We start from the raw sequence: 26,389 nt of genomic DNA, 5'->3' as shown, positions 1-26,389 counted from the left end.
TCTGAATTCTGGTATCGTGACCTGCATGGATGCGCCGGAATTCGTGGAGAACATGGCAGCCGCGTTCGTGGATGCGGGGATGCAGCGCATGGCTTCCCGGGTCTTCGCCGCGGTCCTCACGTCGCCGGAGGCCGCGCTCACACCGTCGCAGATCGCCGCACAGCTGCAGGTGTCCGCGGGTGCGGTATCGGGTGCGGTGAGGTACCTGGAGCAGACGAGCATGATCCGCCGCACGCACGTCCCGGGGTCGCGGCACAGTCTCATCACCCTCGGTGACGACATCTGGTACGAGGCCTTCGCCTCGCGCAATCCGATCCTGGAGCGGTGGCGGGACGTGGCGACCGAGGGGATCGAGGAACTCCCCGCCGGCGGCCCGGCCGCCGAGCGTCTGTCGGTGATGCGCGACTTCTTCGAGTTCATGATCACCGAACTCCCCGAGGTGATGGAACGCTGGCGCCGCATCCGGCTCGACAAGCACGGGTACTGAAGCGCGACACGTCAGCGGGATCCGGGCAACACGGACTCGTGGTGATGCAGCCGGGTGCGCCGGAACGATCGGCGCGATACTGGAGGCCGTCACATCGTCCCGCACGAAGGAGTTGCACCATGTCCGCACCCACCCCGCCCGGCGGCACCTTCGACCTCGGCGGCGACCTGACGGTCACGCGATTCGGATACGGCGCCATGCAGCTCGCGGGGCCGCACGTCTTCGGTCCGCCCGCCGACCGCGAGGCGGCGATCGAGGTACTGCACGACGTGATCGACCTCGGCATCACGCACATCGACACCAGCGACTACTACGGCCCGTTCGTCACCAACGAGATCATCCGCGAGGCCCTGCACCCGTACCCGGATTCCCTGCACATCGTCACCAAGGTCGGTGCGCGACGCGACGACACCGGCGGCTGGCCGCCGGCGCTCGAGCCCGACGACCTGCGCCGCGCCGTCGACGAGAACCTCGAGCGGTTGGGCCTCGACGTGATCGACGTGGTGAATCTGCGCGTCGGCGACTTCGACACCCCCGCGCCCGGGTCGATCGCGGAGCCCTTCACCGTGCTCGCGGAGTTGCAGCAGCAGGGCCTGATCCGGCACCTCGGCGTGAGCACCGTGACCGCCGAGCAGGTCGCCGAGGCGCAGTCGATCGCGCCCGTGGCGTGCGTCCAGAACTTCTACAACATCGCCCATCGCGTCGACGACGACCTGGTGGATTCCCTGGCGGCGCAGGGCATCGCGTACGTGCCCTACTTCCCGCTCGGCGGGTTCAGCCCGCTGCAGTCGGACGCGCTCAACGCGGTCGCGGCCCGGCTCGGCGCCACCCCGATGGCGGTCGCCCTCGCGTGGCTGCTGCAGCGCTCGCCGAACATCCTGCTGATCCCGGGCACCTCGTCGGTCGTGCACCTGCGGGAGAACATCGCCGGCGCCGCGCTGGAGCTCCCGGAGGACGCGCTCGCCGAGCTGGACGCGATCGGCGCGTCGTAAGTGTGTTGGATTGTGACCGCTGAGCGGACACGATCGCACACAGGGCGTCAGTAGTTCCGAGGTCCGGTTTCGTACCGGCCGGCTGCAACCAACCAGGTCACGGCCACGACGGCGATCGGGGTCACGCAGAGGATCGCGACCAGGACGTACAGCTGCATGACCGCCGCCGCCAGTGGCGAGGCGCCGCCCAGCACCATGCCGACGAACGCGCCGGGGATGGTGACCAGCCCGACGGTGCGCGTCTGGTCCAGGGCGGGGATCAGCGCCGTCGCGGCCGCCGCCCGCGTGAGCTCGAGCCGGATGAACAGCGGATCGAGTCCCAGCGCGAGACCCGCCTCCAGCTCGCCGCGCCGCGCGGCCAGCTCTTCCAGCGCGCGCTTCCCGCCGAGCCCGGCGCCGGCCATCGCCGCGCCGATCGCGCTGCCCGCCACGGGAATCACGGCGATCCCCCGCGCGGGAAGCACGCCGCTCACGATGAGCGCCACGGCGAGGACGGCCGCCGGGCCCGCGACGGCGACCGTCGTGACCGCGAGCTCGGAGCGCCGGGGCCGTCGCCCCACGATGCGCCGCGCCGCCGTCCAGCCGGCGGTGCCGCCCATGAGCACCACGAACGCCGCCGTGAACCACAGGCTCCGGACGATCAGGCTGAGCGCCATCCCCAGGACGGCCAGCTGGACGACCGCCCGCGCCGTGGCGCCGAGGATCGCGGGGCCGTATCCGGTGCGCCCCAGCCACGCCACCGCGGCGCCCGTCAGGGCGAGGGCGACGAGGGCGACGGCGAGCCCCGGGCCCACCGTGAGCAGCTCGCCCGGATCACTTCCGGTCACGTCCCGGAAACCTAGCCGAAACGAGGGCGCTCGGTGGCCTCTCCGCCGGATCGACGCAGGTCATGACCGGTAAGGTTGACCTTTCATTTGGTGATCGAGGAGTGGGAAACTACAGTTTCTGGTACAGCCAACGATGCCTGAGGTGATCTGCAGTCCCGATCGCCGAACCTTGAAGAACCCGTTCCGCCGTGAGGCGCTGCGTAGAGGCAGGTATTCGATGAGCCGATTCGTCCCCCCGGGCCCCCAGGGCCTGTACCACCCCGCGAACGAGCACGACGCCTGTGGTGTCGCCTTCGTGGTGGACATGCACGGACGCAAGTCCCGGGACATCGTCGACAAGGCCATCACCGCCCTGGTCAACCTCGAGCACCGTGGCGCCGCGGGCGCCGAGCCCAACACCGGTGACGGTGCGGGCATCCTGATCCAGGTCCCGGACCGCTTCTTCCGCGAGGTCGTCGATTTCGAGCTGCCCCATCAGGGCGCCTACGCCACGGGCATCGCCTTCCTCCCGCAGGCCGCCGCCGAGGCGACCGCCGCGGCCGAGGGCGTCGAGCGCATCGTCGCCGAGGAGGGCCTGTCGGTCCTCGGGTGGCGCGACCAGCCCACCGACGACGGCTCGCTGGGCGCGCTGGCCCGTGACGCCATGCCCACCATGCGCCAGGTCTTCATCGCCGGAACGGATTCCGACGGTGCGCCCCTCTCGGGCATGGACCTCGAGCGCCGCTGCTTCGTGATCCGCAAGCGCGTCGAGCGCGAGCTCGGCACCGACGGCGCCGGCGCGGGCTCGCAGGGCGAGGAGTCGGTGTACTTCCCGTCGCTGTCCGGCCAGACCTTCGTCTACAAGGGCATGCTGACCACGCCGCAGCTGCGCGGCTTCTTCGTGGACCTCCAGGACGAGCGCGTGGAATCCGCTCTCGGCCTGGTGCACTCGCGCTTCTCGACCAACACCTTCCCGAGCTGGCCGCTCGCGCACCCCTACCGGCGCGTGGCGCACAACGGTGAGATCAACACCGTCGGCGGCAACGAGAACTGGATGCGGGCCCGCGAGGCGCTGCTGGACGTCTCGGCCTTCGGCGAGGACGCCGGCGAGAAGATCTTCCCGATCTGCACCGAGGGCGGCTCCGACACCGCGCGGTTCGACGAGGTGCTCGAGCTGCTGCACCTCGGCGGCCGCAGCCTGCCGCACGCCGTGCTGATGATGATCCCCGAGGCGTGGGAGCGGCACCAGGACATGGACCCGGCCCGCCGGGCGTTCTACGAGTACCACTCCTCGCTGATGGAGCCGTGGGACGGGCCGGCCTCGGTCTGCTTCACCGACGGCACCGTCATCGGCGCGGTCCTCGACCGCAACGGCCTGCGCCCGTCGCGCATCTGGGTGACCAAGGACGGCCTCGTCGTGCTCGGTTCCGAGGTGGGCGTGCTCGACATCGACCACTCGGAGGTGGTCTACAAGACCCGCCTGCAGCCGGGCCGCATGTTCCTCGTGGACACCGCGCAGGGCCGCATCGTCTCCGACGAGGAGATCAAGAGCGAGCTGGCCGCCGCCGAGCCCTACCAGGAGTGGCTCGATGAGGGCCTGCTGCGCCTGAAGGACCTGCCCGACCGCCCCCACACCGTGATGGCGCACGACCGGGTCACCCAGCGGCAGCAGATGTTCGGCTACACCACGGAGGAGCTGGACATCCTGCTCACCCCGATGGCGAAGACCGGCGCCGAGGCGATCGGCTCCATGGGTACCGACACCCCCGTCGCCGTGCTCTCGCTGCGCCCGCGCCTGCTGTTCGACTACTTCCAGCAGCTCTTCGCGCAGGTCACCAACCCGCCGCTCGACGCGATCCGCGAGGAGATCGTGACCGCGCTCGGCGGCACGATCGGCAGCGAGTCCGATCTGCTCAACCCCACGGCGATCAGCTGCCGCCAGATCCACCTCGAGCAGCCGATCCTCAACAACGACGAGTTGCAGAAGCTGGTCAAGGTCAACGACGACGGCACCCTGCCCGAGTTCCGGTCCGTGGTGATCCCGGGCCTGTACCACGTGGCCGAGGGCGGCAAGGGTCTGCGTGAGGCGCTCGACACCGTGCGCACCCAGGTCTCCGAGGCCATCGACGGCGGCGCGCGCCTGATCGTGCTCTCGGACCGCAACTCCGACCGGCTGCTGGCGCCGATCCCGTCGCTCCTGCTGACCTCCGCGGTGCACCACCACCTGGTCCGCGAGCGCAGCCGCACCAAGGTCGGCCTGATCGTGGAGTCCGGCGACGCCCGCGAGGTGCACCACATGGCCGCCCTCATCGGCTGCGGTGCCGCGGCGGTCAACCCGTACATGGCCTTCGCCACCATCGAGGACATGCACATCCGCGGCGAGCTCAACGGCACCCCGCTGGAGAAGCTCAACGCCAACTACGTCAAGGCCGCCGGTAAGGGCGTGCTCAAGGTGATGTCCAAGATGGGCATCTCCACGCTGGCCTCGTACACCGGCGCCCAGCTCTTCCAGGTGATCGGCCTCTCGCAGGAGGTCGTCGACGAGTTCTTCACCGGCCTGCAGAGCCAGCTCGGCGGCATCGGCCTCGACGAGATCGCCGCCGACGTCTCCGCGCGGCACAAGCGCGCCATGAACGACCGCCCCGAGGAGCTGGCGCACCGCGAGCTCGAGGTCGGCGGCGAGTACCAGTGGCGCCGCGAGGGCGAGTACCACCTGTTCAACCCGGACACCGTCTTCAAGCTCCAGCACGCGACGCGCACCGGTCAGTACAAGGTGTTCAAGGAGTACACGAAGCTCGTCGACGACCAGAGCCAGCGGCTCGCCTCGCTGCGCGGCCTGTTCCGCTTCGCGAGCGATCGCCCGTCGATCTCCATCGACGAGGTGGAGCCCGCCAGCGAGATCGTCAAGCGCTTCTCGACCGGCGCCATGAGCTACGGCTCGATCTCGGCCGAGGCGCACGAGACCCTGGCGATCGCCATGAACCGCCTCGGCGGCCGCTCGAACTCCGGTGAGGGCGGCGAGGATCCGGCGCGGTTCACGCCCGACGAGAACGGCGACTTCCGGCGTTCGGCGATCAAGCAGGTCGCCTCGGGCCGGTTCGGCGTGACCTCGCACTACCTGAGCAACTGCACCGACATCCAGATCAAGATGGCGCAGGGCGCGAAGCCCGGCGAGGGCGGCCAGCTGCCCCCGCACAAGGTGTACCCGTGGGTCGCCGAGGTCCGTGGCTCGACGCCCGGCGTCGGCCTGATCTCGCCCCCGCCGCACCACGACATCTACTCGATCGAGGACCTGGCGCAGCTGATCCACGACCTGAAGAACGCGAACCCGCAGGCGCGGATTCACGTGAAACTCGTCTCGGAGATCGGTGTGGGCACCGTCGCCGCGGGCGTCTCCAAGGCGCACGCCGACGTGGTGCTCATCTCGGGTCACGACGGCGGCACGGGCGCCACCCCGCTGACCTCGGTCAAGCACGCGGGTGCGCCCTGGGAGATCGGGCTCGCCGAGACCCAGCAGACGCTGCTGCTCAACGGCCTGCGCGACCGGATCGTGGTGCAGGTGGACGGCCAGCTCAAGACCGGCCGCGATGTCATCGTCGCCGCGCTGCTCGGCGGTGAGGAGTTCGGCTTCGCGACCGCACCGCTCGTGGTCTCCGGCTGCATCATGATGCGCGTGTGCCACCTGGACACCTGCCCCGTGGGCGTGGCGACCCAGAACCCGGTGCTGCGACGCCGCTTCACCGGCAAGCCCGAGTTCGTGGAGAACTTCTTCCTCTACATCGCCGAGGAGGTGCGCGAGCTGCTCGCCGAGCTGGGCTTCCGCACCCTGCAGGAGGCCGTGGGCCAGTCGCAGATCCTCGACACCACGGCGGCGCAGGCGCACTGGTCCGACGCCAAGGCCGGCAAGCTCGATCTTTCGCCGATCCTGGCGCAGGTCGACTCGCCGTTCATGAAGCAGGACCCGTTCTGCAGCCAGCCGCAGGACCACGGCCTCGAGAAGGCCCTGGACCAGCAGCTGATCTCGCAGGCGCGGGTCGCCGTCGAGACCGGCGCTCCCGTCACCATCGAGACGCCGATCTCCAACGTCAACCGCACGGTGGGCACGATGCTCGGCCACGAGGTCACCAAGGCGCACGGCGCCGACGGCCTCCCCGAGGACACCATCGACATCACCTTCAAGGGCAGCGCGGGCAACAGCTTCGGCGCCTTCGTCCCGAAGGGCATCACGCTGCGCCTCGAGGGCGACGCCAACGACTTCGTCGGCAAGGGTCTCTCCGGCGGCAAGATCGTGGTCCGTCCCGCGCGCAACGCCCCCGAGGAGTTCGTCGCGGGCGAGAACATCATCGCGGGCAACGTGATCCTGTTCGGTGCGACCGCCGGCGAGGTGTACCTCAACGGCAAGGCGGGCGAGCGGTTCGCCGTGCGCAACTCGGGCGCCGTCGCGGTGGTCGAGGGCGTCGGCGACCACGGCTGCGAGTACATGACCGGTGGCCGCGTCGTCGTCCTCGGCGACACGGGTCGCAACTTCGGCGCCGGCATGTCCGGCGGCGTCGCCTACGTCTACAACGCCGATGGCCGGTTCGAGCGCGACCTCAACACCGAACTGGTGGAGCTGGAGTCGCTCGACGAGTCCGATCTCGAGTTCGTTCACAGCGCCGTGACGAAGCACTACGACTACACGGGTTCCGCGGTCGCGGAGCGCGTGCTGGCCAACTGGCCGCGGGAGCGCCAGCTCTTCGCCAAGGTGATGCCGCGCGACTACAAGCGCGTTCTCACCGCCATCAAGCGCGCCGAACTCGACGGCCGCAACATCGACGACGCAGTGATGGAGGCCGCTCGTGGCTGATCCGCAAGGCTTTCTGAAGAACAACTCGCGCGAGCTGCCGGTCCGCCGGCCGGTTCCGCTCCGGCTCCTGGACTGGAACGAGGTCTACAAGCCCTTCGACGGGACCACCCTGCGCAAGCAGGCGTCCCGGTGCATGGACTGCGGTATCCCGTTCTGCCACAACGGCTGCCCGCTGGGGAACCTGATCCCCGAGTGGAACACGCTGGCGTACAAGGACCGGTGGCAGGACGGCATCGAGCGGCTGCACGCGACGAACAACTTCCCGGAGTTCACCGGGCGGCTGTGCCCCGCGCCCTGCGAGGCCTCGTGCGTCCTCGGCATCAACCAGGACCCCGTCACCATCAAGCAGGTCGAGGTCGAACTCATCGACAAGGCCTTCGACGAGGGGTGGGTCTCGCCGCAGCACCCGACCAAGCTGACCGGCAAGAAGATCGCCGTCGTCGGCTCCGGCCCGGCGGGTCTCGCCGCGGCGCAGCAGCTCACCCGCGGCGGCCACACCGTGACGGTCTTCGAGCGCGCCGACCGCATCGGCGGCCTGCTCCGCTACGGCATCCCCGAGTTCAAGATGGAGAAGCGGCACATCGATCGCCGCCTCGCCCAGATGAACGCCGAGGGCACGGTCTTCAAGACCGGCGTCAACGTGGGCGTCGACGTGACCGTCGAACAGCTCCGCGAGGACTTCGACGCGGTCGTGCTCGCGAACGGCGCGACCGTCTGGCGCGACCTGCCGATCCCCGGGCGCGAGCTGGACGGCATCCATCAGGCGATGGAGTTCCTGCCGTGGGCCAACCGCGCCGCGGTCGGCGACGACGTCGTCGACGAGAACGGCCTGCCGCCGCTGCACGCCAAGGACAAGAAGGTCGTCATCATCGGCGGCGGTGACACCGGCGCCGACTGCCTGGGCACCTCGCTGCGCCAGGGCGCGGCCAGCGTGCACCAGTTCGAGATCATGCCGATCCCGCCGCGCGAGCGCGCCGAGTCGACCCCGTGGCCGACCTACCCGCTGATGTACCGCATCAGCTCCGCGCACGAGGAGGGCGGCGAGCGCGTCTTCTCCGTCAGCACCGAGGAGTTCGTCGGCGAGGACGGCCGGGTCACCGGCCTCAAGGCCTACGAGGTCAAGATGGAGGGCGGCCGCTTCGAGAAGGTCGAGGGCACCGACTTCACCCTCGAGGCCGATCTGGTGCTGCTCGCCATGGGCTTCGTCGGCCCGCAGCGCGACGACCTGCTCGACAAGCTCGGCGTCGAGTACAGCGACCGCGGCAACGTCGCCCGCGACGACGACTTCCAGTCGACGGTGCCCGGCGTCTTCGTGGCCGGCGACGCCGGCCGTGGCCAGTCGCTCATCGTGTGGGCGATCGCCGAGGGCCGCAGCGCCGCGGCCGCCGTCGACCGCTTCCTCATGGGGGATACCGCGCTGCCCGCGCCGATCGTCCCCACCACCGCGCCGCAGCGGTAGCTCCGCGGCCGACGGCGCACCGTCGGACGACGAAGGCCGGCTCCCGCACGGGAGCCGGCCTTCGGTCGTTCCGGTGGGCTACTTGCCCTTGAGCAGGCCGCCCAGGATGCTGCCCAGGACGTTGCCCGCGGCGTTGCCGCCGGCCTGCTGATTGCCTCCGCCGAGCATGTTGCCCAGGATGCTGCCGAGGACGTCGCCGCCGCCCTGCTGCGGGGCCGGGGCCTGCTCCTGCTGCGGTGCGGCCGCGCCGCCGCCGGCCAGCTTCTTCATGACGAAGCTGATGACGATGGGCGCGAGGATCGGGAGCAGCTGCTTGACGAGGCCGTCGGTGACGCCGGAGGACAGCGGCGCGGCGGCCGCGGCGGCCACGTCGTCGGTCTTCTCACCGAACAGGCTGGACACGATCTGCTGGCCGTCGCCGCTGTCGGCGGCCTGGGCGAGATCGGCGGGGGCCTCGGTGGTGTCCTGCGCCTGCAGGCCGGCGAGCAGCGTCGGCACCGTCTGGTTGACGGCCTCCGAGGCGACGTCCTCCGAGACGCCGAGCTGAGCGGCGATATCCGCGAGCGGGATGGACTTGATCAGATCGTCGAGATCGGACACGGTTCTCCTTGGAGGATGTGTGAGGACGCAAAGAAGTGAACGAACACCCACAGCGTAGCGGCGGGATGTGCGGCTGCTCGCCGGAACCCGGATGTGAGGAGCGACACGCTTCGGAGCTGAGCGCTGGACCCCGCCCCGAACGAGGAATACAGTATCTGTAACCAACCGTTCCGCATCGAGATCGCCCGGAGATTCCTGTGAAGCTGCACCGACGCACCACCCTGTTGGGCTCGAAGGCGATCTCCCGCTTGCGGAACCGTCGCCTCGCGCGCACCCTCACCGAGGACGGCGAGCGCCTCGTCACCGCCTCGGATCTTCGGGTTCTCCGCGCGGGATAGTCGCATCCAGGATCAGCGCCGCCGTTTGCGCGGGCTGATCGACCATGGCCTGATGCCCGCTGGGCGCGATCACGGCGAACCGCGCCCGCAGCACGTCGGCCAGCTCCCGCTGCTGCTCCAGCCAGTGCTTCGCCCACGGAGTGCGGCGCCCGGCGAACGCCGCGGCGACCGTGATCGGGACCCCGGCCGGCAGCGGCGTCCGCTCGCGCAGCTCCGCGATGTCGTGGGCCAGCACGGGATAGCGGCCGTTCTCCAGGAAGGCCGCGCGGAAATACGCCTCGGAGGAGAGGATCTCCGCGTACTCCGGCGGCGGAGCCCCTGCACCGAGCATCCGGTGTGCGACCGGGCCGAACAGGTTCATCCGCACCGCGGCGGCGGCATCGGCCGTCCGCAGCAGGAGCGCGTCCCGCAGGTCGCCCGGCAGAACCCACCGCGGCGACGGCTCGATACTGCCGTCGAGCAGGACCGATCCCGCCGTTCGCCGGGGGTGTTCGCGCACGAAGGCCTCGACGTAGAAGCTCGCCATGGAATGCCCGACCAGCACCGCCGACTCCAGGTCGAGCGCGTCGAGCAGCTCGCGCAGCCGGGTGACCTCGGAATCGAGCGTGGGGACGGCACCGTCGGGCCACGGATCGGAGAGGCCGTACCCGGGCCGGTCCAGTCGGACGACGGTGCGGCCGGGCGTGAGCAGTTCGGTGACGGCGTCCCAGTCGAACCAGTTCCCGGCCAGACCGGAGTTCAGCACGACGGGCGGGCCGGAGACGCGCCCGGCCGCCGCGTCGACCACCACATGGGTGCGGGTACCCGCGAGATCGAGCAGCACGCCCCGAGAGTAGTCGGGCATGATGTGGGGCGTGAGTGAGGCGATCGACGTGACCATCAGCGACGAGGTGATCCGGCTGGGGCAGTTCCTCAAGCTGGCGGGTCTCATCGACTCCGGCGCCGAGGCGAAGGCGGTGATCGCCGAGGGCGAGGTCGCCGTGAACGGCGAGGTCGACACCCGTCGGGGGCGGCAGCTCGCGGTCGGCGACGTGGTGGAGGTCTTCGGGCGGTCCGCCCGCGTCGCGCGCTGAGCGGTCAGTTCTCCTCGCGGGCCGAGGCCGCGGCCACAGCGACCCGGCCCAGCACCGCGAGCTGCGCGGGGTTGTAGAGCTCCGACAGCGCGGCGAGGATGACCCGCTGCGCCGTCCGCTGATCGTGACCGCCCTCCTCGGACCAGATGCCGAGCTCCGGGAAGTCCGTCATCTGCCGCAGGACCTCGGGGACGAGGCGCCTGGTGACGTCCTCGATCGTCCCGTCGTCCGCGTCGGCGGGCAGCCGGTCGAAGTCGTCGCCCGCGGCGGTGCGGCCGTGCGCGGTGAGCATCCGCGCGTACTCCTCGGCCCGCGCCGGGCCCACCAGCTGGGCGAGGACGACGCTGAACTTGCGGTCGGCGGGGGAGAGCTGGTGGGCGGTCGCAGCCTCCGACAGCCCGGGTGGGAGGTCCGACGGTGCCGTCGACCGACGGAGCTCGCGGAGTTCCTCGCGGACTCCCTGCAGCCGGGCGATGTCCGCGGCGAGCTTCGCGTCGAGCGCGGCCGCCGCGTCGTCGTCCACACCGTCGGTGTCCATCGCGGCGATCTGCGCGAGGCTGAAGCCCAGTCCCGTCATCCGGCGGATCCAGACCAGTCGTACGAGATGCTCCACGCCGTAGGTCTTGTACCCGTTCGAGCGTCGCTCGGGCTCGTTCAGCAGGCCGACCTCGTGGTAGTGCCGCACGGTGCGCAGACTGGTCCCCGCCAGCTCAGCGACCTCTCGCGTGCTCCACACGGCTTCGGACAGGGGCGCTTTCGCGGGCCGCTACCGGAGGACGATGCCGTCGTCGTCGCTGAACAGCACGTCGCCCGGGTGGAACGTGACGCCGCCGAAGGTGAGCGGCACGTCGCGCTGCCCCTCGGCGGTCTTGGTGGACTTGCGCGGGTTGGTTCCGAGCGCCTTGACGCCGATGTCGAGCGTGCCGATCACGGCGGCGTCGCGCACGGCGCCGTAGGCCACGATCCCCGCCCAGCCGTTGCCGCGACCGAGCTCGGCGATGAGGTCGCCGACCAGCGCGGTGTGCAGCGACGGCACACCGTCGGCGTCCGAGCCGTCGATGACCAGGACTCGCCCCTCGCCGGGCTCGCCCAGGATCGACTTGAGCAGCGCGTTGTCCTGGAAGCACTTGACCGTGACGACCTCGCCGGCGAACTGTCGCCTCCCGCCGAACTGGCGGAACTGGGTGTCGCAGCTGCGCACGTCGGGGCCGATCTCGTCGACCAGGTCCGCGGTGGGGGTGAACTGCACGTCGCTCATGGTCGCCAGGGTATCCGGCTCGAGGAATCGGCTGATTTCGAGGTGGCGATCGATATCTGCGGCGCCGCGCCGTCATCGGCGGATTCATAACCTCACCTGTGGAGGGGAGGCTTCGGAAAATCCGCTGAATACGAGCTCAGAGCACATGTATCCGGCCCCGCGACGAATTCGGCTGGTTCTCCGCCTCGGAAATCGGCGCGCTATTGAGGCGTCGTCAACAAGCAGGTAACCTGGCGTCATGCCAGCACCCACCCAGGCCACGTTCGACCGTCTTCGCGCCCTTGCGGCGATCGATCACCCCGAGCAGCGCGAGTCGCGCGACGTCCTCGAGGCGTTCTCGGGCGAGAAGGTGACCACCATCCCCGTCGGCACCGTCGAGGACGTGGAGAAGGCCTTCGAGCGGGCTCGTCTCGCGCAGAAGCAGTGGGCCGCTCGCAGTGCGAAGGACCGCGCCGCGGTGCTGCTGAAGTTCGCCGATCTGGTCGGCGATCACCGCGGCGAGCTGATGGACATGGTGCAGTTGGAGACCGGTAAGGCCCGCCAGTACGCCCAGGAGGAGGCGCTGGACGTCGCCATGACGGCCCGCTGGTACGGCAAGAACGCGCCGAAGATCCTGGCGGAGAAGAGCACCGACGGCATGCTGCCGGTGTTCACCAAGACCCGCGTGCGCTACCAGCCCAAGGGCGTCGTCGGCGTGATCGCGCCGTGGAACTACCCCATCACCCTGGCCGTCTCGGACGGCATCGCCGCGCTCGCCGCCGGCAACGCCGTCGTCCTCAAGCCCGATTCGCAGACGCCCTACTGCGCGCTCGCGGCCGTCGAGCTGCTCTACCGTGCTGGCCTGCCGCGCGACCTCTTCGCCGTGGTCCCGGGACCCGGCGGCGTCGTCGGCACCGCGATCGTCGAGCGGGCCGACTACCTCATGTTCACCGGCTCCTCCGCCACCGGCGCGACCCTCGCGGAGCAGTGCGGCAAGCGCCTCATCGGCTTCTCCGCCGAGCTGGGCGGCAAGAACCCGATGGTCGTCACCAAGGACGCCGACATCGCGCACACGGCCGACGGTGCCGCCCGCGCCGCGTTCTCGAACTCGGGTCAGCTGTGCATCTCGATCGAGCGGATCTACGTCGAGCGGGCGATCGCCGACGAGTTCGCGCGCGCCTTCGCCGAGCGCACCGCGAACCTCGCCCTGGGCGCCGGCTACGACTTCGAGAACGAGATGGGCTCGCTCGCGTCGAAGTCGCAGATCGATACGGTCGCCGCGCACGTCGACGACGCCGTCGCCAAGGGCGCCACGGTGCTCGCCGGCGGCAAGGCCCGTCCCGACCTCGGGCCCTTCTTCTACGAGCCGACCGTGCTCAAGGACGTCCCGGAGGAGGCCGTCTGCTTCAAGTCGGAGACCTTCGGCCCGCTCGTCTCGATCTACCCCGTCGACTCCATCGACGAGGCCGTCGAGAAGGCGAACGACACCGAGTACGGTCTCAACGCCAGCGTCTTCGCCGGCTCGTCGAAGCAGGCGCAGGAGATCGCCGAGCGCATCAACGCCGGCACCGTCAACATCAACGAGGGCTACGCCGCGGCGTGGGGCTCCACCGCGGCGCCCATGGGCGGCATGGGCATCTCCGGCGTGGGCCGCCGCCACGGCGCGGAGGGCCTGCTCAAGTACTGCGAGTCCAAGACCATCGCGCAGCAGCGGATCATCGGCATCGGCGGGATCAAGGGCGTGCCGCGCAACGTCTTCCTCAACGTCGTGCCCTCGGTGATCAAGGCGCTCAAGCTGATCGGGCGGTAGTCCGAGTTCCTGCCGCCGTTCCTGCCGTCGTTACGGGCGCGGGCCTGATGCCCGCACCGCGGCGGTGACGGCTGCGGCGACCGCCCGGCCCTCCTCGGGGAAGGGGTGCATCCCGGCGGCGCGGGGAACCTCCTCGACGCCGTTGATCCACGGCTGCGCGCTGCACAGCTCGTGCCCCTTCGACGCGGGCTCCATGTCGATGTACTCGGCGCGCTCGGTCACCGCTGCGCGGTGCACGGCCCGGTTGAGCCGCTCGGTGAGGACGCTGCGCATCCACGGGATCGAGACGGAGCGGAAGGGCGCGATCGCGGCGCAGGTCCGGTCGCCGGCGAAGACGGAGGGATAGCCCACCACGAGGATTCGTGCGCCGGGCGACCGCTCGCGAACGGCGCGGATGATGCGCTCGTTGGCCGCGGTGATCCGTGCGAGCCGGGAGGAGACGGCGTCGTCGGACAGGCGGGCCGGGCGCGTGCGCTGATCGGCGGTGCACCGCGCCGCCGCCGACGTCGGGCCGACCGCGCACGATTCGAGGATGCTCGAGTACAGGTCGCCGTCGTTGCCGCCGAGCGAGATCGTGACGAGTCGGGTGGCGGATGTGATCCCGTCGAGCTGCGGAGCGGCGTTGTAGTAGCCGGTGTCCGCCGAGCCGGCGCGCTGGCTCGTGAAGGCGTCCTGGGTCTTGGCGCCGCCGCAGGTGTTGTCCCGCAGCGCGTTCGGAGCGAGTCCCAGGGAGGCGGCCACCAGCTTGGGGTAGTTGCCCGTGGATCGCCCGCAGGAGAGCTCCTGTTGCGTCGGACCGACGGTGGCATCGGCGGGCAGCGAGGAGTACGAGTCGCCGAGCGCGACGTACACGGGCGCGGCAGGCGCGGCCTGCGCCGCTCCTGCGCCGATCGCGGCCGTCGTGGCGAGGACCGCCGCGCCGAGCAGGGACGGGGACCGGCGCGCGCGCATCGACATGCCGTCACTGTATTGCCCGCGGCGACCTTCCGCAGCCCGTCGAAAACCCGTTGCGCAGCGGGCGCCCCCGGCGAGACCCTGGACGGCATGGAGGTGACGTTCATCAAGCGGCGGAACGGGTACGACGTGCGGATCAGCCGTGCGCAGGGCCCGGAGCTGGCGCCCCGCGGCGGCCCGGGAGGCCGGCCGCCGGTGCCGCACGACGCGGCGCACCTCATCGTCGAGGCCGAGGCGGGCCTGCGCGGCGGGGTGTTCGGCCGGATCGCCGACGCGAACGGGCTCGACGGGCTCTTCTGGCCCGCGGATCCCGCGGAGCGCCGCAAGGCCTCGCGGAGGAAGCGGCGGCCGACCGCGGCGCAGTCGGCGGACATGGCGCGCTCGGAGTACCTCGCGTCGCTCACCGCAGCGCTGTGGGAGGTCGAGCGCGGGCATCGGAAGCCGGAGCCCGCGTGGCCCGGCGCGCTCGACGACGCGGACATCGACCCCGCACTGCGCGAGCGGATCTTCGCGCGGTACGACGATTTCGCGCCGCGCTGGGCGGCGCTGCCCGACGGGGGCGAGCTCACGCTGCGGTGGTGACCGCGCGCGGTCAGGCGGGTTGGGGGCCTGCGGGGCGGCGCAGCTCCGTGCGGAGGGGCCGGTCCGCCAGTTTGATGACGATCAGTGCCAGCGGTACCAGGACGAAGCCGATCACCGGACCGACGAGAACCACGGTGTCGATCGGGTAGTGCAGGGCGAGGTACAGGCCGGCCGACGATCCGGTGACTGCGGTGACGGCGCAGACCGCGCTCATCCAGCGGATCCGGTTGCGGAACCGCGGTGACTCATCGAGGCACCGCTCCCACGCCGTCGGTTCGACCTTGAGCGCCTTCACGTACATCGGCTCGAGGATGCTCGCCACGAGTGGTCTGCGGGTGAAGGCCGAGACGAGGAAGTAGGCCGCCGCGAAGAAGCCGTCGATGGACTGCGCCGCCAGGGCGATCCGCGGTTCCCCGGTGACGAGTGACGGGATGAGGGCCACGGCGAGGATGGCCGTCGTGAACAGCTCCAGCTGACCGACCTGGCGGGTGGCGAGCATGCGCCAGGCGACGATCACCAAACCCGTGACGATGCCGAGCACGACGCCGTTCAGCTGTGACAGGCCGGCCAGGCGCGTGGCGCTGAAGTAGGCGATCACCGGGAGGAGTGCGCCCAGGATCGCCGGTGGCGGCCGCCTCATGGTCGCTCTCGCTCCGTGCCGGTGCTTCGGAAGACGTTCCGCAGGGCGAAGCCGCCGTCGCCGATGCCGCGCAGGATCGCGAGTCGCGCCGCGTGGAAGCCGACGGTCAGCGGGAGCGCCGCCGTCAGCCAGGTGGCCGTTCCCCGCCTGCCGTGGATCCAGAAGGTGCGGGGCAGGTACGCGGCGTACGTCGCGTAGCTGCCGACGCCGGTGTAGAAGCGGCGGGGCGAGACCTCCACCACGACATCGCGGATCAGCGCGCACTCCCCGCCGGAGTCCTGGACGCAGAGGGCGATGTCGACGTCCTCGAAGACGTCGCGGCGCATCGCGACGCGCGGCCGTATCCGACGCCACGTCTCGGCGCGGAAGGCCATGCTCGGGCCGAAGCAGTAGCTCACCCGCTGCGCGCGCTTCTCGTTGCGCCCGAACGGATCGTTCCACTTGTTCAGCGCGGACTGGAAGCGGCGTCCGGGCAGCCCGCGGAACTCCCCGAGGGTGGAGACGACGTCGAAGCCGCGGCCGTCGTCGGTGTCGAAGAACGTGCGCAGGCGCCGCGCCCACCCCGGAGCGACGACGGTGTCCGCGTCGATGCGGGCGATCACCGACGACGTGGCGGCGTCGAGACCCGCGTTGCGGGCCCACACCAGGCCCTGCCGGGTCTCGCGGATCAGTTTCACGACGGGGTTCGCCGCGGCAGTGGCCTCCACCAGGGCGACGGTGCGGTCGGTCGAGTTGTTGTCGACCACGATGATCTCGTCGATCTCGGAGCCCTCGGCGAGCAGTCGCTCGAGGCATTCCTCGATGACCTCGTCCTCGTTGTAGGCGGGAACGACAACGGTCAATGTGCTCTCTGCCATGGCGAAACGCTACGTCCGCCCCGCGGTGGTCGCAGTGCGGCAGCCGGTGAGACTACTCACAGGCCCACACCGTCGTCGCGGGCTTCGCAGGGTGTGCGGTACAGCGTGGGTCGCAGGTTTGAGGCGCGACTGGGACGGGACGGCGGACCGTCGGGGACGGTACCGAGACGTGCGCAGCCCATCGTGAGCACATGGCTCAGCTACTCACGAAATCGGCTGCGGCGCTGGCGGTGTTGATCGCCGCTGTGGCGGTGATCGCGGCGTGTTCGGAGACGCTCCCGGGGATACCGAACGGGACGGGTCCGGGCACCGTCGGGCAACTGGGGGAGGCCGACGGCGTCGTCCTGGACCGCGTGGCCGTCGACGCGGACGTCCCGGCGGTCACGAAGCTCGACCCGCGCCTGCGGAAGGCGGTGCGGAGGGCGGCACAGGCGGCCGAGCGCGACGGCGTGACGATGCATCTCACCTCGGGCTGGCGATCGGCTCGATACCAGCAGTACCTCTACGACGATGCCGTGCGCCGCGACGGGGCGGAGGAGGCGGCGCGGCTGGTCGCGAGCCCGGCGGAGTCGGAGCACGTGACGGGGGACGCCGTCGACGTCGGTCCGACGGAGGCCGCCTACTGGATGGACCGCTACTCCGAGCGCTTCGGTCTGTGCCGGACGTACGCGAACGAGGTCTGGCACTACGAGCTACGGACCGGTGCGTCGTGTCCGGAGCTGGTCACCGACGCCTCCGCGCGGCAGCGGTGAACCGCCGCGCGGAGGGCCCGGATCAGGAGCTGACGCCGAGGCGGTTGAGCAGGTCGGCGTCGATGCCGTCGAGCTCGCGGGCGATCGCCTGGTGCGCCGGGCGACGCCGGGCGGGCGGCATCGACTCGGACGCGGTGATCGCGGTGCCCAGATCGTCGAGGCGCTGCGCGACGGCGGCGGTGAAGGACTTGGTCTCCGCATCGGGGTGCGTGGCCGCGAGCTGATCCAGGGAGCGCCGGGCCGCCGCGACCCGCGCCGACAGGCCGCCGCCGTAGCCGGCGAACGCCGCGACCTCGTCGACCGGCACGCCCAGGCGCGAGGCCTTCGCGGCGTCGAGCTGGTTCCGGCCGGCCTGTGCGGCCCGGTAGGCGATCGGCACCACGACGGGCGCCAGGAGGCGCGCGGTCGAGATGTAGCGCTTGAGCCGCGCCTCGGAGAGCAGCTTGCCCTCGACGGCCGCGCGGGCGTTCGTCTCGGCGATCTTCAGGTTGGCCGCATCGGCCTTGCCCTGCGCCTTCGCCACGATCTTGGAACGCTGCAGGTCGGCCTTGAGGGCCTTGCGCTCGCTCTTCGACGCGGTCTTCACGACGCGCTTGGCATCACGATCCGCGTTCTTGGCGGCGAGCTTCGCCTCGAGGCGCGCCTTGGACTTGAGCGCCTTGGCCTGCGCGCGACGTTCCGCGCGGGAGGACTTCGTCTTCTTGCCGAACAAACCCATCAGTGCACGTCCTTGTAGGTCAGTACTGCCGTCCGCTACAGCATTGCACAGCGCGGCTCCGCGGGTTGTCGGTGCCGCCCGCCATACTGCTAGTGAAGTGAACATCGACGAGGCAACGACGACGAATCCGGTGAGCGCGCGGTCGCTCACCGGTTGTCGGCACCGCTTGGCGCTCGAGGCGCGGGCACCGCAGGGCGACCCCGACCCCGGCATGGAGCTGCGGGTCGAGGCGGCGGCGGTCTTCCGCGCCTCCGTCCGGGACCGGCTGCCGGGGCTGACGATCATCGAGCCGGGGGAGGGCGCGGTGCGCCGCACCCTCGCCGCGATGGAGGACGGCGCCGACCGCATCTGGAACGCCGTGCTCCCCACGGCCCACGACCGTCGCGGCCACAGCGAGCTCCTGATCCGCCTCGCCGACGGCTACATCCCCGTCATCGTGGTCAACCACAAGACCTGCGACCCGGGCTCCGGCGCCGTCACGTCGCCGCTGGACCGCTGGGAACCCCGGGAGGACGGGACGGTTCGCTCGCGGCAGCACCGCGGCGACCAGATGCGCCTGGCCCACCTCACCCGCATGCTGCAGGACTCGGGCTTCGCGTCCCGCACACTGCTCGGCGGCAGCATCGGGGTCGACGGTGCGCGCATCGTCGTGCACGAGGTCGGCCCGCTCCTGGCCGCCTACGACGAGCGGTTCGCGGACCGTCGGGCCGTGCTGGCCGGGACCGCCCCGACCGAGCCGGTGCGCGTCGCGGAATGCCGGCGGTGCCCCTGGTGGCCGCAGTGCGCGCAGACGCTGACGCTGGCGCGCGATGTGAGCCTGGTGGCCGACGGGCGCTCGGTGGCGGGACTGCGGGCGGTGGGCATCGTCACCGTCGACCAACTGGCCGAGTACGCGGGGCCGCAGCCCGAGGACGTGCCCGTGCCGATCGCGGACCTGCGGGCCATGGCGCGGGCCTGGCGCGAGGGGCAGGTGCTGGTGCGCCGGCGGCCCGAGGTGAAGGTCCGGCGGGCCGACGTCGAGGTGGACGTCGACATGGAGAGCTACCAGGAGTACGGCGCGTACCTCTGGGGCACGTGGCTGCGGCGCGACGGGGTCGAGCTCGGGTACCGGCCGTTCGTCACCTGGGACCCCGTGCCCACGCGCGACGAGGCCCGCTCCTTCGCCGAGTTCTGGGCGTACCTGATGGACCGTCGCGCGGAGGCGCACGCCGCCGGCAAGACCTTCGCCGCGTACTGCTACTCGCAGAACGCCGAGAACAAGTGGCTGCTGGCCTCCGCCGACCGGTTCGCCGGCGAGCCTGGCATCCCCGCACGGCGCGCGGTGGAGGAGTTCATCGCCTCACCGGAGTGGGTCGACATGTTCGACGCCGTCGGCGACGCCTTCCTCTCCCTCGAGGGGCGCGGCCTGAAGAAGGTCGCGCCGGTCGCCGGATTCCAGTGGCGCGACGCCGAGGCGGGCGGCGAGGCGTCGATGCTCTGGTACCGGGTGGGTGTCGGCATCGACGCGGGGTTCGCCGACGCGGATCGTGCGGCGCAGCGGCAGCGGATCCTCGAGTACAACGAGGACGATGTGAAGGCCACCGCCGCGCTGCGCGCGTTCATGGCGAGCGAGCGCGTGTTGGCGCTGCCGGTCGTGGAGGGCTAGCTCCGGCCGGAGGCGGGCGTCAGGCCTGGGCCTGGCGCAGGTGCGCGCGCCGCAGGGCATCGGCGAAGCTGCCGCTGCCCAGCAGCGCGATGCCGCCGAGGATGGCGATCATCGCGGGCGAGAGCTGCCGTGCGGTCTCCGCCGCGACGGGCGCGACGCGCTGCGCGGAGGTGTACGCCGCCGCGAAGACGGTCGACTCACCGCTCCCCCCGGAGCTGCGGTCCGACGGCGCGCGATCGGTGTTCGACGGTGCCGGCGCAGGTGCCGGTGCAGGTGCCGGTGCCGGCGCGGGGGCCGGGGCCGCGGGGCGCGGCTTCGCCGCCGGCGCGGGGACGGCCGGCCCCATCACGGCCGGCGGGACGATGATCGGTGCCGCGACGACGGGGGCCGCGGGGACGGGTGCCGCCGGTGCGGCGGGCGCCGCAGCCGGGGCGCCGGAGTTCGGGGCGCTGCCACCGCTGCCGCCGTCGGCACTGTCCTTCCCCGCTCCCGAGGACTCGGGGAGCGGGTTGCCGGTGCGGACGCCGCCGCCGCTGGAGATGGGCGCGCCGCCGGAGCCCGTCGTACCGGTGGAGCCGCTCGTGCCGCTCGGGCCGGTGGCGGGGGCGCCGGCCGAGCCGCCGGTCGAACCCGTCGAGCCGCCGGTCGAACCACCCGTCGAACCGCCGCCGGAGCCGCCGTGGCCGAAGATCCCTCCGAGGATTCCTCCGAGGAGACCGCCCCCGTGCTTGTCCTTGCCGGACTGGTCCTTGTCCTTGCCGGACTGGTCCTTGTCCTTGCCGGACTGGTCTTTGTCGTCCGCGTCCTTGCCCTCGTCGGGGTCCTTCTCGTGCGTGGTCGGATCGGTCTTGTCGGCGCCGGCCTTGTCGTCGTCGGAGGAGCTCGTCCGCGCGGACGAGCTGTCGTCGGACCCGGAACCGCGCCCGGACGAGCCGGTGCTCGACGCACCGATCGAGCCGGAGGAGCCGGCGCTCGAGGACCCCGCGCTCGACGAGCCGCTGGAGCTGGAGGACGAACCGGTGGAGCCGGACGAGCCGGAGTCCGTCTGCGACGTCGAATCGGAGCCGGAGCTGCTGTTATCGGACGAATCGGGGTCGGCCCAGGCGGGCGCGGACGCGATGGCGCCCACGGCGAGAGCGGTCACGCCGATGGCGCGGAGACGTCGACCGAGGTGCGTCGGACGCGACACAACACACCCCTTCCGCTATTCGTACACAGGCGTAGGTAAGAATACAGTATCCGCGCTCATGAGTGATAGCTGATCACGAAGCGGTCGTGTCTCATGGTGAAGTGCGCTATAGTGTGATTGAAGCTTGTGGACTCGCAACAAAATGTGTTCCGCGGGCGGAGGTCGTGCCGGTGATAGAGAGGGATGGCACAAGTGGATACAGGTAATAAGTACGACAGCGACGCCCTGGTGGGCCAGGGCTTGTTCGCGAGTCGTCTCGAGGAGCTGTTCCGCACGGTGCCCGGCCCGAACGGCCGCGCATTCACCGCGAAGGCGATCGCCCAGCGCTCGACCGCCCTGGGCTTCCGCCTGGGCGAGTCGTACCTGAGCCAGCTCCGTTCCGGCAAGGCGAAGTCGCCGTCCTTCCGCACCGTCGAGGGCATCTCGGCCGCGTTCGGCGTGGACGTGCACTACTTCCTCGAGGACGAGGCCGCCCAGCGCACGCGCGATCAGATCCACCTCATGCGTCTGCAGGCCGACACCAAGGTGCAGATGGCCGCGTTCCGCCTGGCGGGGCTCTCGCCGGACTCGGTGAACATGGTCAACGAGCTCATCAAGGTGCTGCGCGTGCAGCAGGGCTTGCCCGCCGACCCGCCCGAGCTTCCCGTAGACTCGCGCGAAAACGAGGGGCTCTAGCCTCATCGGCTGACACGGTGCGGCCCGTCCGGGCCGCCGTGGGTGTGCCTCCGGCGCGCGTCGTCCCTCTACGACCGTGTGGAGGTGGTCTATGCGTTCCGTGAAAGCGCTGCGCCGCCTGTGCGAGAACGAGGTGCGCAGCCTCGATCTGGACCTGCCCTTCGACGCCGTGCAGCTGTGCGAGAAGTACGGCAAGCGCCGCGGCCGGGACATCCTGGTGATCTCCCAGCCCCTGCCGGTCGGTATGCCGAACGGGCTGTGGCTGGTGGGTGACGACGCCGACTACTTCTTCTACCAGGCCAATACGTCGCGCACGCATCGCGACCAGATCATCATCCACGAGTTCGGCCACCTCATCGCGGGCCACCAGAACGCCGGCCCCGCTGCGGCCGCCCCGCAGACCGCGGAGATGTCCTCCCCGGAGGCCGATGCCGCCCTGCACCGAACCTGTTACGACGACGAGCACGAGTGGGAGGCCGAGATGATCGCCTCCATCATCCTCGGGTGGGCCTCTGAGGCCGGCGCCCTCGCCGGTCGCACCGCCAAGCACGACAGCCTGCGCGGGATCCAGCGCGCCCTGGGAGGTCATTCCCGGTGGCTGTGAAGCTCGTGAACGTACTCGGCGTCGCGTTCTTCACACTGGTGTTGTGCTGGCGCGTCGACCGGCTCTACCGCGCGAAGGCCGGCATCCAGGCCGTCGCGGTCACGGTCGCGATCGCCGCGCTCACCCTGGCCGTCCTCCTGCTCGGCTCGCCACTCGCCGAGAGCATCGACGGTGCGCTCTGGCGCGGTTCCTCGCGCCTTGGCGGCTACGCCTCGCTCGCCCTGGGCGTGGCGGCGCTGGCCGTCGCGTTCTTCTACGGCCCCACCGAATCGGCCCGGCAGCGCCGCGCCGGCATGGAAGCGATCCCGCTCATCGCGGCGGTCGTGGGCCTGTCCGTCGCCATGACGGTGACGCCGCCCTCGCTGCGCGACGCCACCCTCGACACCCTCACGGTGCAGGAACTCGGCTTCGCCGTCTTCTTCGTGATCGCGGGCGGCTACCTCATGTACGGGCTCGCCGACTGCGTGCTCTCGCTGACGCGGCTCATGCCCTTCGCCGACGGCTACCTCACGACCTCGCTGCGGCTCATGTCCGCGGGCCTCGCCATCACCGCGGTCGGCTCCCTCGCCCAGGTGGCCTTCGTGCTCACCAGCGCGGGCCACGTCGCCTCCTGGCCGATGCTTCTCAGTCTGTCGCAGGCCTGCACCGCGGGCGGCATCCTGCTGTTCGTGGTGGGCCTGAGCTACCCGGGCGTGCGCGGCTTCGTCGTGCAGCTGCAGTACCGCAAGAAGCACCGCCGCGACTACAAGCGGCTCGAACCGCTGTGGACGCTGCTCACCACCGCCGTGCCCGAGGTGGTGCTCGACGCGGGCAAGGCCCGCCGCGACCCGCACCTGCGCTTCCAGCGCCGGGTCGTCGAGATCCGCGACGTGCTGGTGCAGCTCAGCCCGTACCTGCCCGACGACTTCGGCGACGGGGTGCCCGAGGAAAACGTGCACAACCTGCTCGTGGCGATCGACCTGCGCAACGAGGCCGGGGCGACCCCGGCACCGTCGAGCATGGTGCTGCCGCCCGACGGCACCTCCATCGACGACGACGCCGCCCCGCTCCTCGTCCTGTCGGACGCGGTCGGGGCGACGCCGGCGGAAGAGCTGCAGATCTAGCGCGGCGCCATCCGCAGTGCCCCATCCATGCGGATCGTCTCGCCGTTGATGTAGTCGTGCTCCGAGAGGAAGCACGCCAGCTGCGCGTACTCGGCGGGCTCGCCCAGGCGCGACGGGAACGGGATGCCCGCCTCGAGGGTCTTCTTGAACTCGGGGGTGACGCCGGCGAGCATCGGGGTGTTGATGGTGCCGGGGGCGATGGTGTTGACGCGGATGCCGAACTGCGCGAGGTCGCGCGCCGCGGTGATCGTCATCGCGTGCACGCCGCCCTTGGACGCGGTGTAGGCGATCTGGCCGATCTGGCCCTCGAACGCCGCGACGGAGGCGGTGTTGACGATGAGGCCGCGCGAGCCCTGCTCGTCGACGGCCTCCTGCTTGGACATCTGGTCGGCGGCCAGGCGCATCACGTTGAACGTGCCCACCAGGTTGATGTTGATGACCGTCTGGAACAGGTCCAGCGCGTGCGGCCCGTTCTTCGACAGGATGCGGCCGGCCCAGCCGACGCCGGCGCAGTTGACGGCCACCCGGAGCGGGCCCGCCTTGACGGCCTCGGCGATCGCGGCGAGGACCTCGTCCTCCTTGGTGACGTCGGTCGCGATGAGGTGCACGTTCTCGACCGGGGTCGCCTTATCGATCGACGGCTGCAGGTCGAGGCCGAAGACGGTGGCGCCGGCATCGGCGAAGCGCTTCGCGGTGGCGGCGCCGAGGCCGGATGCGCCACCGGTGACGATGACGGAGGAGCCGGAGACATCCATGGCTGATTCCCTTCTGTAGTGGAGCGCACTCGCCGGTGGGCGGCGCGACCCACCTCACATTAGTGAAGGGCGGTTCTTCCGGGTCCGGGGGTGCTGTCGTCGGCCGTCGGGACCTCCGGGGTCGACGGTGCCGCCGCCGCGGCGCGGTGGGCCCGGCGCACGATCAGTCCGCCGCCGACCATCGTGACGGCGACGACCAGGCCGGTGACGATGCGGCTGGTGCCGTCCAGCTCCGGCCAGGCCTCGGCCAGGAGCCAGGCGCCGAAGCCGAAGAACAGGACGGTGGCGCCGATCGCGATGGCGCGCTCGGGCAGCCTCGAGCCGAGCAGGGCTCCGACCGCGATGGCGAGGGCGTCTGCGGCCACCATGCCGAGGGTCGAGCCGATCCACACGCCGAACCAGTTGTGCTGCGTCGTGAGGGTGATCGTCGCGAGCATCGTCTTGTCGCCGAGCTCCGCGAGGAAGAAGGCCGAGGCGACCGCGAGGAAGACGGATCGCGTCACACGGTCGGCGGTGCCGCTCTCATCGTCGGAGAGGGTGTCACCGCGCCACGTCCAGAAGGCGAAGACCAGCATCGAGATGCCCGCGACGGCGGTGATGAGCTGGCTGGGGATCGCCGAGCCGAGGGCGAAGCCGATCCCCACCGACGCGATGTGGGTGAGAGCGGTCGCCGCGGTGATACCGAGGAGGACGACCCACCACTTGAAGCGGGCGGCGAAGGTCATCGCCATGAGCTGGGACTTGTCGCCGAGCTCGGCCACGAAGACGACGGCGAAACTGATGAGCAACGCGTTGAGCACGGTGCATACCTCCTGCGAAGACCTGTGCCACACGGATCCGACCGTCGGACCGCGCAAGTGGCACAAAGGTCTCGCCCACCGAAGCCTCCGGCTCGGTTCGCGCGGCCGGGCTCTCGCCAGTGTGTCGACCGCGCGATTGGGGGCTACTCCCCTTCGTGCGATCACCAGATTAGTCGGGGTTCGTCGAAATGACAAGTAGCGCAAGAGTTTTGAAGCCCTGCATGGATTCTTCACGGGCCCGTCGGGCCGGTTTCGGGTACCCGGATCCGACGGTGCCGGCCGTCCGGCACCGTCGCGCCCGGGTCAGGCGCGGACGGCGAGGAGCTGTGCCATGGGGAAGCGGTAGTCCTTGTCGCGGTGGATGATCCGCCACGACTCGGAGAAGCCCGCGTCGGCCAGAGCCTGCGCGAACGCGTCGGGATTCCAGCGCCAGGCGGGCGCCACGACGTGGTCGAAGGCGATCGGAGGGCCGGGCTCATCGGCGGCCTGGAAGGCGACGAGCACCGGCGTGCCCGCATCCACGCGGCCGGCCCAGCCGCGCAGCGCGGCGCGGACCTGCGCCGGCGCCACGTGGATCAGGCTGAACCGGGCGAGGATCGCCGCGATCGGGACGTCCGAGGGCAGGGCGGCGAGGGAGGCGTCACCGTCGACGAAGGGCAGCTCCGGGTACAACCGGCGGGCGTGTGTGAGCATGCCGGCGCTGGGGTCGACCCCGACCACGTCGAGCCCCCGCTCGGCGAGATCCGCCGCGACGTGGCCGAGCCCGCAGCCCACGTCCACCGTGCGGCCCGGCCGCTCGGCGGCCGCTTCCGCGAAGGCCGCCGCGGCGTGCCGCTCGATCGGGAACTGATACGGATCCGGGAAGGTCTCGGCGTAGAGGTCGGCGAGGGCGTCGTATCCCGGCTGCGTCATGTGCCCACTCTCGCATCGCCGACTGACATCCGGCGCCGCGGCGTCAGCGCCGCTGGGTGTCGTCCCCGGTGACATCGGTGATGAGCCAGTTGCGCTTCTTGTCGAGCGTGATGTTGTAGACGGCGACGGTGTCGATGCCCTGGGGCGACTTCACCGTGGTCGAGTGAACGGCGACGAAGCACTTCGCCGCCCAGACGTCGCCACCGATGGGGCGGACCTCGGCACCGGAAAGCCTGGCGTTGGCAACCCACTTCAGATCCTGCTGGATCCGCTCGAGTGCGCCGGAGCTGCTCTCGATCTTCGTGCGCAGTTCGGGCGATGTGCCGCGGACGACGTTGGCGCGCCACACCGCCGGTGCGCGGTAGTCGAGGGTCGCCGCTCCGACCGCGTACTCCTGGCACGCGATGCGGCGGGCGGTGGCCTCGTCGCCGGGGGCGGGCGCGGCGTGCGCGACGGCCGGGGCGAGGACGACGACGGTGGCAGCGGAAGTGAGGGCTGCGGTGAGGCGCGAGAGCATGACGGACCTTTCCGATACGTGGATTTCGAACTCACGAT

General features: G+C 70.9%; 26 protein-coding genes. 12 read left to right on the top strand and 14 right to left on the bottom strand.

What is annotated here, in order from left to right:
• The first annotated feature begins 25 nt into the window (after positions 1–25).
• Entirely contained in the window at positions 26–487 is a 462-nt protein-coding gene (locus tag FK530_RS17295; protein WP_146488225.1) for a GbsR/MarR family transcriptional regulator, read from the top strand.
• 119 nt (positions 488–606) lie between these two features.
• Positions 607–1,479 carry an aldo/keto reductase family oxidoreductase gene (locus tag FK530_RS17290; RefSeq protein ID WP_146488224.1) on the top strand — a complete coding sequence of 291 codons (873 nt, stop codon included), beginning with the start codon at positions 607–609 and terminating at the stop codon, positions 1,477–1,479.
• Positions 1,480–1,526: 47 nt separating this feature from the next.
• Here the strand turns inward: FK530_RS17290 and FK530_RS17285 are convergent, their stop codons facing one another.
• Positions 1,527–2,306: an ABC transporter permease gene (locus FK530_RS17285; protein ID WP_191834174.1), complete on the bottom strand. Its 780-nt coding sequence runs from the start codon at positions 2,304–2,306 to the stop codon at positions 1,527–1,529.
• 217 nt (positions 2,307–2,523) lie between these two features.
• On the opposite strand from FK530_RS17285, the gene gltB reads away from it, so the two are divergent.
• A complete protein-coding gene (gene gltB, locus FK530_RS17280; RefSeq protein ID WP_146488223.1) occupies positions 2,524–7,131 on the top strand; it encodes a glutamate synthase large subunit in 4,608 nt (1,535 codons plus the stop codon).
• Positions 7,124–8,590: a glutamate synthase subunit beta gene (locus FK530_RS17275; RefSeq protein WP_146488222.1), complete on the top strand. Its 1,467-nt coding sequence runs from the start codon at positions 7,124–7,126 to the stop codon at positions 8,588–8,590. The genes gltB and FK530_RS17275 overlap by 8 nt, the downstream gene beginning before the upstream one ends.
• Before the next feature lie 78 nt (positions 8,591–8,668).
• Here the strand turns inward: FK530_RS17275 and FK530_RS17270 are convergent, their stop codons facing one another.
• Together FK530_RS17270 and FK530_RS17265 are read right to left on the bottom strand one after the other, a co-directional pair.
• Positions 8,669–9,190 carry a DUF937 domain-containing protein gene (locus FK530_RS17270; protein WP_146488221.1) on the bottom strand — a complete coding sequence of 174 codons (522 nt, stop codon included), beginning with the start codon at positions 9,188–9,190 and terminating at the stop codon, positions 8,669–8,671.
• A gap of 300 nt (positions 9,191–9,490) precedes the next feature.
• Positions 9,491–10,372 (bottom strand): alpha/beta fold hydrolase, encoded by an 882-nt coding sequence (locus tag FK530_RS17265; RefSeq protein WP_146488220.1) that lies wholly within the window; start codon positions 10,370–10,372, stop codon positions 9,491–9,493.
• Position 10,373: 1 nt separating this feature from the next.
• Between FK530_RS17265 and FK530_RS17260 the strand changes: the two genes are divergently transcribed.
• Positions 10,374–10,601, top strand: coding sequence for an RNA-binding S4 domain-containing protein (locus FK530_RS17260; RefSeq protein WP_146488268.1), 228 nt, complete (start codon positions 10,374–10,376; stop codon positions 10,599–10,601).
• A gap of 4 nt (positions 10,602–10,605) precedes the next feature.
• Here the strand turns inward: FK530_RS17260 and FK530_RS17255 are convergent, their stop codons facing one another.
• Together FK530_RS17255 and rraA are read right to left on the bottom strand one after the other, a co-directional pair.
• Positions 10,606–11,337, bottom strand: a complete 732-nt coding sequence (locus FK530_RS17255; RefSeq protein WP_146488219.1) for a MerR family transcriptional regulator — start codon at positions 11,335–11,337, stop codon at positions 10,606–10,608.
• A gap of 30 nt (positions 11,338–11,367) precedes the next feature.
• A complete protein-coding gene (gene rraA / locus FK530_RS17250; protein WP_146488218.1) occupies positions 11,368–11,859 on the bottom strand; it encodes a ribonuclease E activity regulator RraA in 492 nt (163 codons plus the stop codon).
• A gap of 238 nt (positions 11,860–12,097) precedes the next feature.
• On the opposite strand from rraA, the gene FK530_RS17245 reads away from it, so the two are divergent.
• Positions 12,098–13,648: a succinic semialdehyde dehydrogenase gene (locus tag FK530_RS17245; RefSeq protein WP_146488217.1), complete on the top strand. Its 1,551-nt coding sequence runs from the start codon at positions 12,098–12,100 to the stop codon at positions 13,646–13,648.
• A 30-nt stretch (positions 13,649–13,678) separates the two neighbouring features.
• Here the strand turns inward: FK530_RS17245 and FK530_RS17240 are convergent, their stop codons facing one another.
• Positions 13,679–14,605 carry an SGNH/GDSL hydrolase family protein gene (locus FK530_RS17240; RefSeq protein WP_146488216.1) on the bottom strand — a complete coding sequence of 309 codons (927 nt, stop codon included), beginning with the start codon at positions 14,603–14,605 and terminating at the stop codon, positions 13,679–13,681.
• Between the two features lie 87 nt (positions 14,606–14,692).
• Between FK530_RS17240 and FK530_RS17235 the strand changes: the two genes are divergently transcribed.
• Positions 14,693–15,184 carry a hypothetical protein gene (locus FK530_RS17235; protein WP_146488215.1) on the top strand — a complete coding sequence of 164 codons (492 nt, stop codon included), beginning with the start codon at positions 14,693–14,695 and terminating at the stop codon, positions 15,182–15,184.
• A gap of 10 nt (positions 15,185–15,194) precedes the next feature.
• Here FK530_RS17235 and FK530_RS17230 read toward each other — a convergent pair whose 3' ends face one another.
• Complete coding sequence (locus FK530_RS17230) at positions 15,195–15,824, bottom strand: VC0807 family protein (RefSeq protein WP_146488214.1); 630 nt, start codon at positions 15,822–15,824, stop codon at positions 15,195–15,197.
• Positions 15,821–16,681 (bottom strand): glycosyltransferase family 2 protein, encoded by an 861-nt coding sequence (locus FK530_RS17225; protein ID WP_146488213.1) that lies wholly within the window; start codon positions 16,679–16,681, stop codon positions 15,821–15,823. The genes FK530_RS17230 and FK530_RS17225 overlap by 4 nt, the downstream gene beginning before the upstream one ends.
• 191 nt (positions 16,682–16,872) lie before the next feature.
• On the opposite strand from FK530_RS17225, the gene FK530_RS17220 reads away from it, so the two are divergent.
• On the top strand, positions 16,873–17,433 hold the full coding sequence (locus FK530_RS17220) for a M15 family metallopeptidase (protein ID WP_146488212.1): 561 nt from the start codon (positions 16,873–16,875) through the stop codon (positions 17,431–17,433).
• A gap of 22 nt (positions 17,434–17,455) precedes the next feature.
• Here the strand turns inward: FK530_RS17220 and FK530_RS17215 are convergent, their stop codons facing one another.
• Complete coding sequence (locus tag FK530_RS17215; RefSeq protein WP_146488211.1) at positions 17,456–18,151, bottom strand: DUF6474 family protein; 696 nt, start codon at positions 18,149–18,151, stop codon at positions 17,456–17,458.
• 97 nt (positions 18,152–18,248) lie between these two features.
• Here FK530_RS17215 and FK530_RS17210 point away from each other — a divergent pair, with 97 nt between their 5' ends.
• Entirely contained in the window at positions 18,249–19,796 is a 1,548-nt protein-coding gene (locus FK530_RS17210; RefSeq protein WP_166443307.1) for a TM0106 family RecB-like putative nuclease, read from the top strand.
• A gap of 19 nt (positions 19,797–19,815) precedes the next feature.
• Here the strand turns inward: FK530_RS17210 and FK530_RS26335 are convergent, their stop codons facing one another.
• Positions 19,816–20,985, bottom strand: a complete 1,170-nt coding sequence (locus FK530_RS26335) for a hypothetical protein (RefSeq protein ID WP_146488210.1) — start codon at positions 20,983–20,985, stop codon at positions 19,816–19,818.
• A gap of 183 nt (positions 20,986–21,168) precedes the next feature.
• On the opposite strand from FK530_RS26335, the gene FK530_RS17200 reads away from it, so the two are divergent.
• From FK530_RS17200 to FK530_RS17190, 3 genes are all read left to right on the top strand, one after another.
• Positions 21,169–21,660 (top strand): helix-turn-helix transcriptional regulator, encoded by a 492-nt coding sequence (locus FK530_RS17200; RefSeq protein WP_068523327.1) that lies wholly within the window; start codon positions 21,169–21,171, stop codon positions 21,658–21,660.
• A gap of 91 nt (positions 21,661–21,751) precedes the next feature.
• Positions 21,752–22,264: a hypothetical protein gene (locus FK530_RS17195; protein ID WP_146488209.1), complete on the top strand. Its 513-nt coding sequence runs from the start codon at positions 21,752–21,754 to the stop codon at positions 22,262–22,264.
• Positions 22,255–23,367 carry an MAB_1171c family putative transporter gene (locus FK530_RS17190; RefSeq protein ID WP_146488208.1) on the top strand — a complete coding sequence of 371 codons (1,113 nt, stop codon included), beginning with the start codon at positions 22,255–22,257 and terminating at the stop codon, positions 23,365–23,367. The genes FK530_RS17195 and FK530_RS17190 overlap by 10 nt, the downstream gene beginning before the upstream one ends.
• On the opposite strand, the gene FK530_RS17185 is transcribed toward FK530_RS17190, so the two are convergent.
• From FK530_RS17185 to FK530_RS17170, 4 genes are all read right to left on the bottom strand, one after another.
• A complete protein-coding gene (locus FK530_RS17185) occupies positions 23,364–24,122 on the bottom strand; it encodes an SDR family NAD(P)-dependent oxidoreductase (RefSeq protein ID WP_146488207.1) in 759 nt (252 codons plus the stop codon). The genes FK530_RS17190 and FK530_RS17185 overlap by 4 nt on opposite strands.
• A 59-nt stretch (positions 24,123–24,181) precedes the next feature.
• Positions 24,182–24,922 (bottom strand): TMEM165/GDT1 family protein, encoded by a 741-nt coding sequence (locus tag FK530_RS17180; protein ID WP_146488206.1) that lies wholly within the window; start codon positions 24,920–24,922, stop codon positions 24,182–24,184.
• A gap of 303 nt (positions 24,923–25,225) precedes the next feature.
• Positions 25,226–25,834 carry a class I SAM-dependent methyltransferase gene (locus tag FK530_RS17175; protein WP_146488205.1) on the bottom strand — a complete coding sequence of 203 codons (609 nt, stop codon included), beginning with the start codon at positions 25,832–25,834 and terminating at the stop codon, positions 25,226–25,228.
• A 43-nt stretch (positions 25,835–25,877) separates the two neighbouring features.
• A complete protein-coding gene (locus FK530_RS17170; protein ID WP_146488204.1) occupies positions 25,878–26,351 on the bottom strand; it encodes a hypothetical protein in 474 nt (157 codons plus the stop codon).
• Positions 26,352–26,389 lie beyond the last annotated feature (38 nt).

This window comes from Tsukamurella conjunctivitidis (genome assembly GCF_007858475.1).
Lineage (GTDB): Bacteria > Actinomycetota > Actinomycetes > Mycobacteriales > Mycobacteriaceae > Tsukamurella > Tsukamurella conjunctivitidis.
This window is presented reverse-complemented; position numbering and strand designations above follow the sequence as displayed.

Bases quoted from the DNA above. Each gene is read 5' to 3' on its own strand.
- FK530_RS17295 (WP_146488225.1), top strand. From the start codon at position 26: ATGGATGCGCCGGAATTCGTGGAGAACATGGCAGCCGCGTTCGTGGAT.
- FK530_RS17290 (WP_146488224.1), top strand. From the start codon at position 607: ATGTCCGCACCCACCCCGCCCGGCGGCACCTTCGACCTCGGCGGCGAC.
- gltB (WP_146488223.1), top strand. From the start codon at position 2,524: ATGAGCCGATTCGTCCCCCCGGGCCCCCAGGGCCTGTACCACCCCGCG.
- FK530_RS17265 (WP_146488220.1), bottom strand. From the start codon at position 10,372: ATGCCCGACTACTCTCGGGGCGTGCTGCTCGATCTCGCGGGTACCCGC.
- FK530_RS17260 (WP_146488268.1), top strand. From the start codon at position 10,374: ATGTGGGGCGTGAGTGAGGCGATCGACGTGACCATCAGCGACGAGGTG.
- rraA (WP_146488218.1), bottom strand. From the start codon at position 11,859: ATGAGCGACGTGCAGTTCACCCCCACCGCGGACCTGGTCGACGAGATC.
- FK530_RS17245 (WP_146488217.1), top strand. From the start codon at position 12,098: ATGCCAGCACCCACCCAGGCCACGTTCGACCGTCTTCGCGCCCTTGCG.
- FK530_RS17240 (WP_146488216.1), bottom strand. From the start codon at position 14,605: ATGTCGATGCGCGCGCGCCGGTCCCCGTCCCTGCTCGGCGCGGCGGTC.
- FK530_RS17235 (WP_146488215.1), top strand. From the start codon at position 14,693: ATGGAGGTGACGTTCATCAAGCGGCGGAACGGGTACGACGTGCGGATC.
- FK530_RS17230 (WP_146488214.1), bottom strand. From the start codon at position 15,824: ATGAGGCGGCCGCCACCGGCGATCCTGGGCGCACTCCTCCCGGTGATC.
- FK530_RS17225 (WP_146488213.1), bottom strand. From the start codon at position 16,681: ATGGCAGAGAGCACATTGACCGTTGTCGTTCCCGCCTACAACGAGGAC.
- FK530_RS17220 (WP_146488212.1), top strand. From the start codon at position 16,873: ATGGCTCAGCTACTCACGAAATCGGCTGCGGCGCTGGCGGTGTTGATC.
- FK530_RS17215 (WP_146488211.1), bottom strand. From the start codon at position 18,151: ATGGGTTTGTTCGGCAAGAAGACGAAGTCCTCCCGCGCGGAACGTCGC.
- FK530_RS17200 (WP_068523327.1), top strand. From the start codon at position 21,169: ATGGCACAAGTGGATACAGGTAATAAGTACGACAGCGACGCCCTGGTG.
- FK530_RS17195 (WP_146488209.1), top strand. From the start codon at position 21,752: ATGCGTTCCGTGAAAGCGCTGCGCCGCCTGTGCGAGAACGAGGTGCGC.
- FK530_RS17185 (WP_146488207.1), bottom strand. From the start codon at position 24,122: ATGGATGTCTCCGGCTCCTCCGTCATCGTCACCGGTGGCGCATCCGGC.
- FK530_RS17175 (WP_146488205.1), bottom strand. From the start codon at position 25,834: ATGACGCAGCCGGGATACGACGCCCTCGCCGACCTCTACGCCGAGACC.
- FK530_RS17170 (WP_146488204.1), bottom strand. From the start codon at position 26,351: ATGCTCTCGCGCCTCACCGCAGCCCTCACTTCCGCTGCCACCGTCGTC.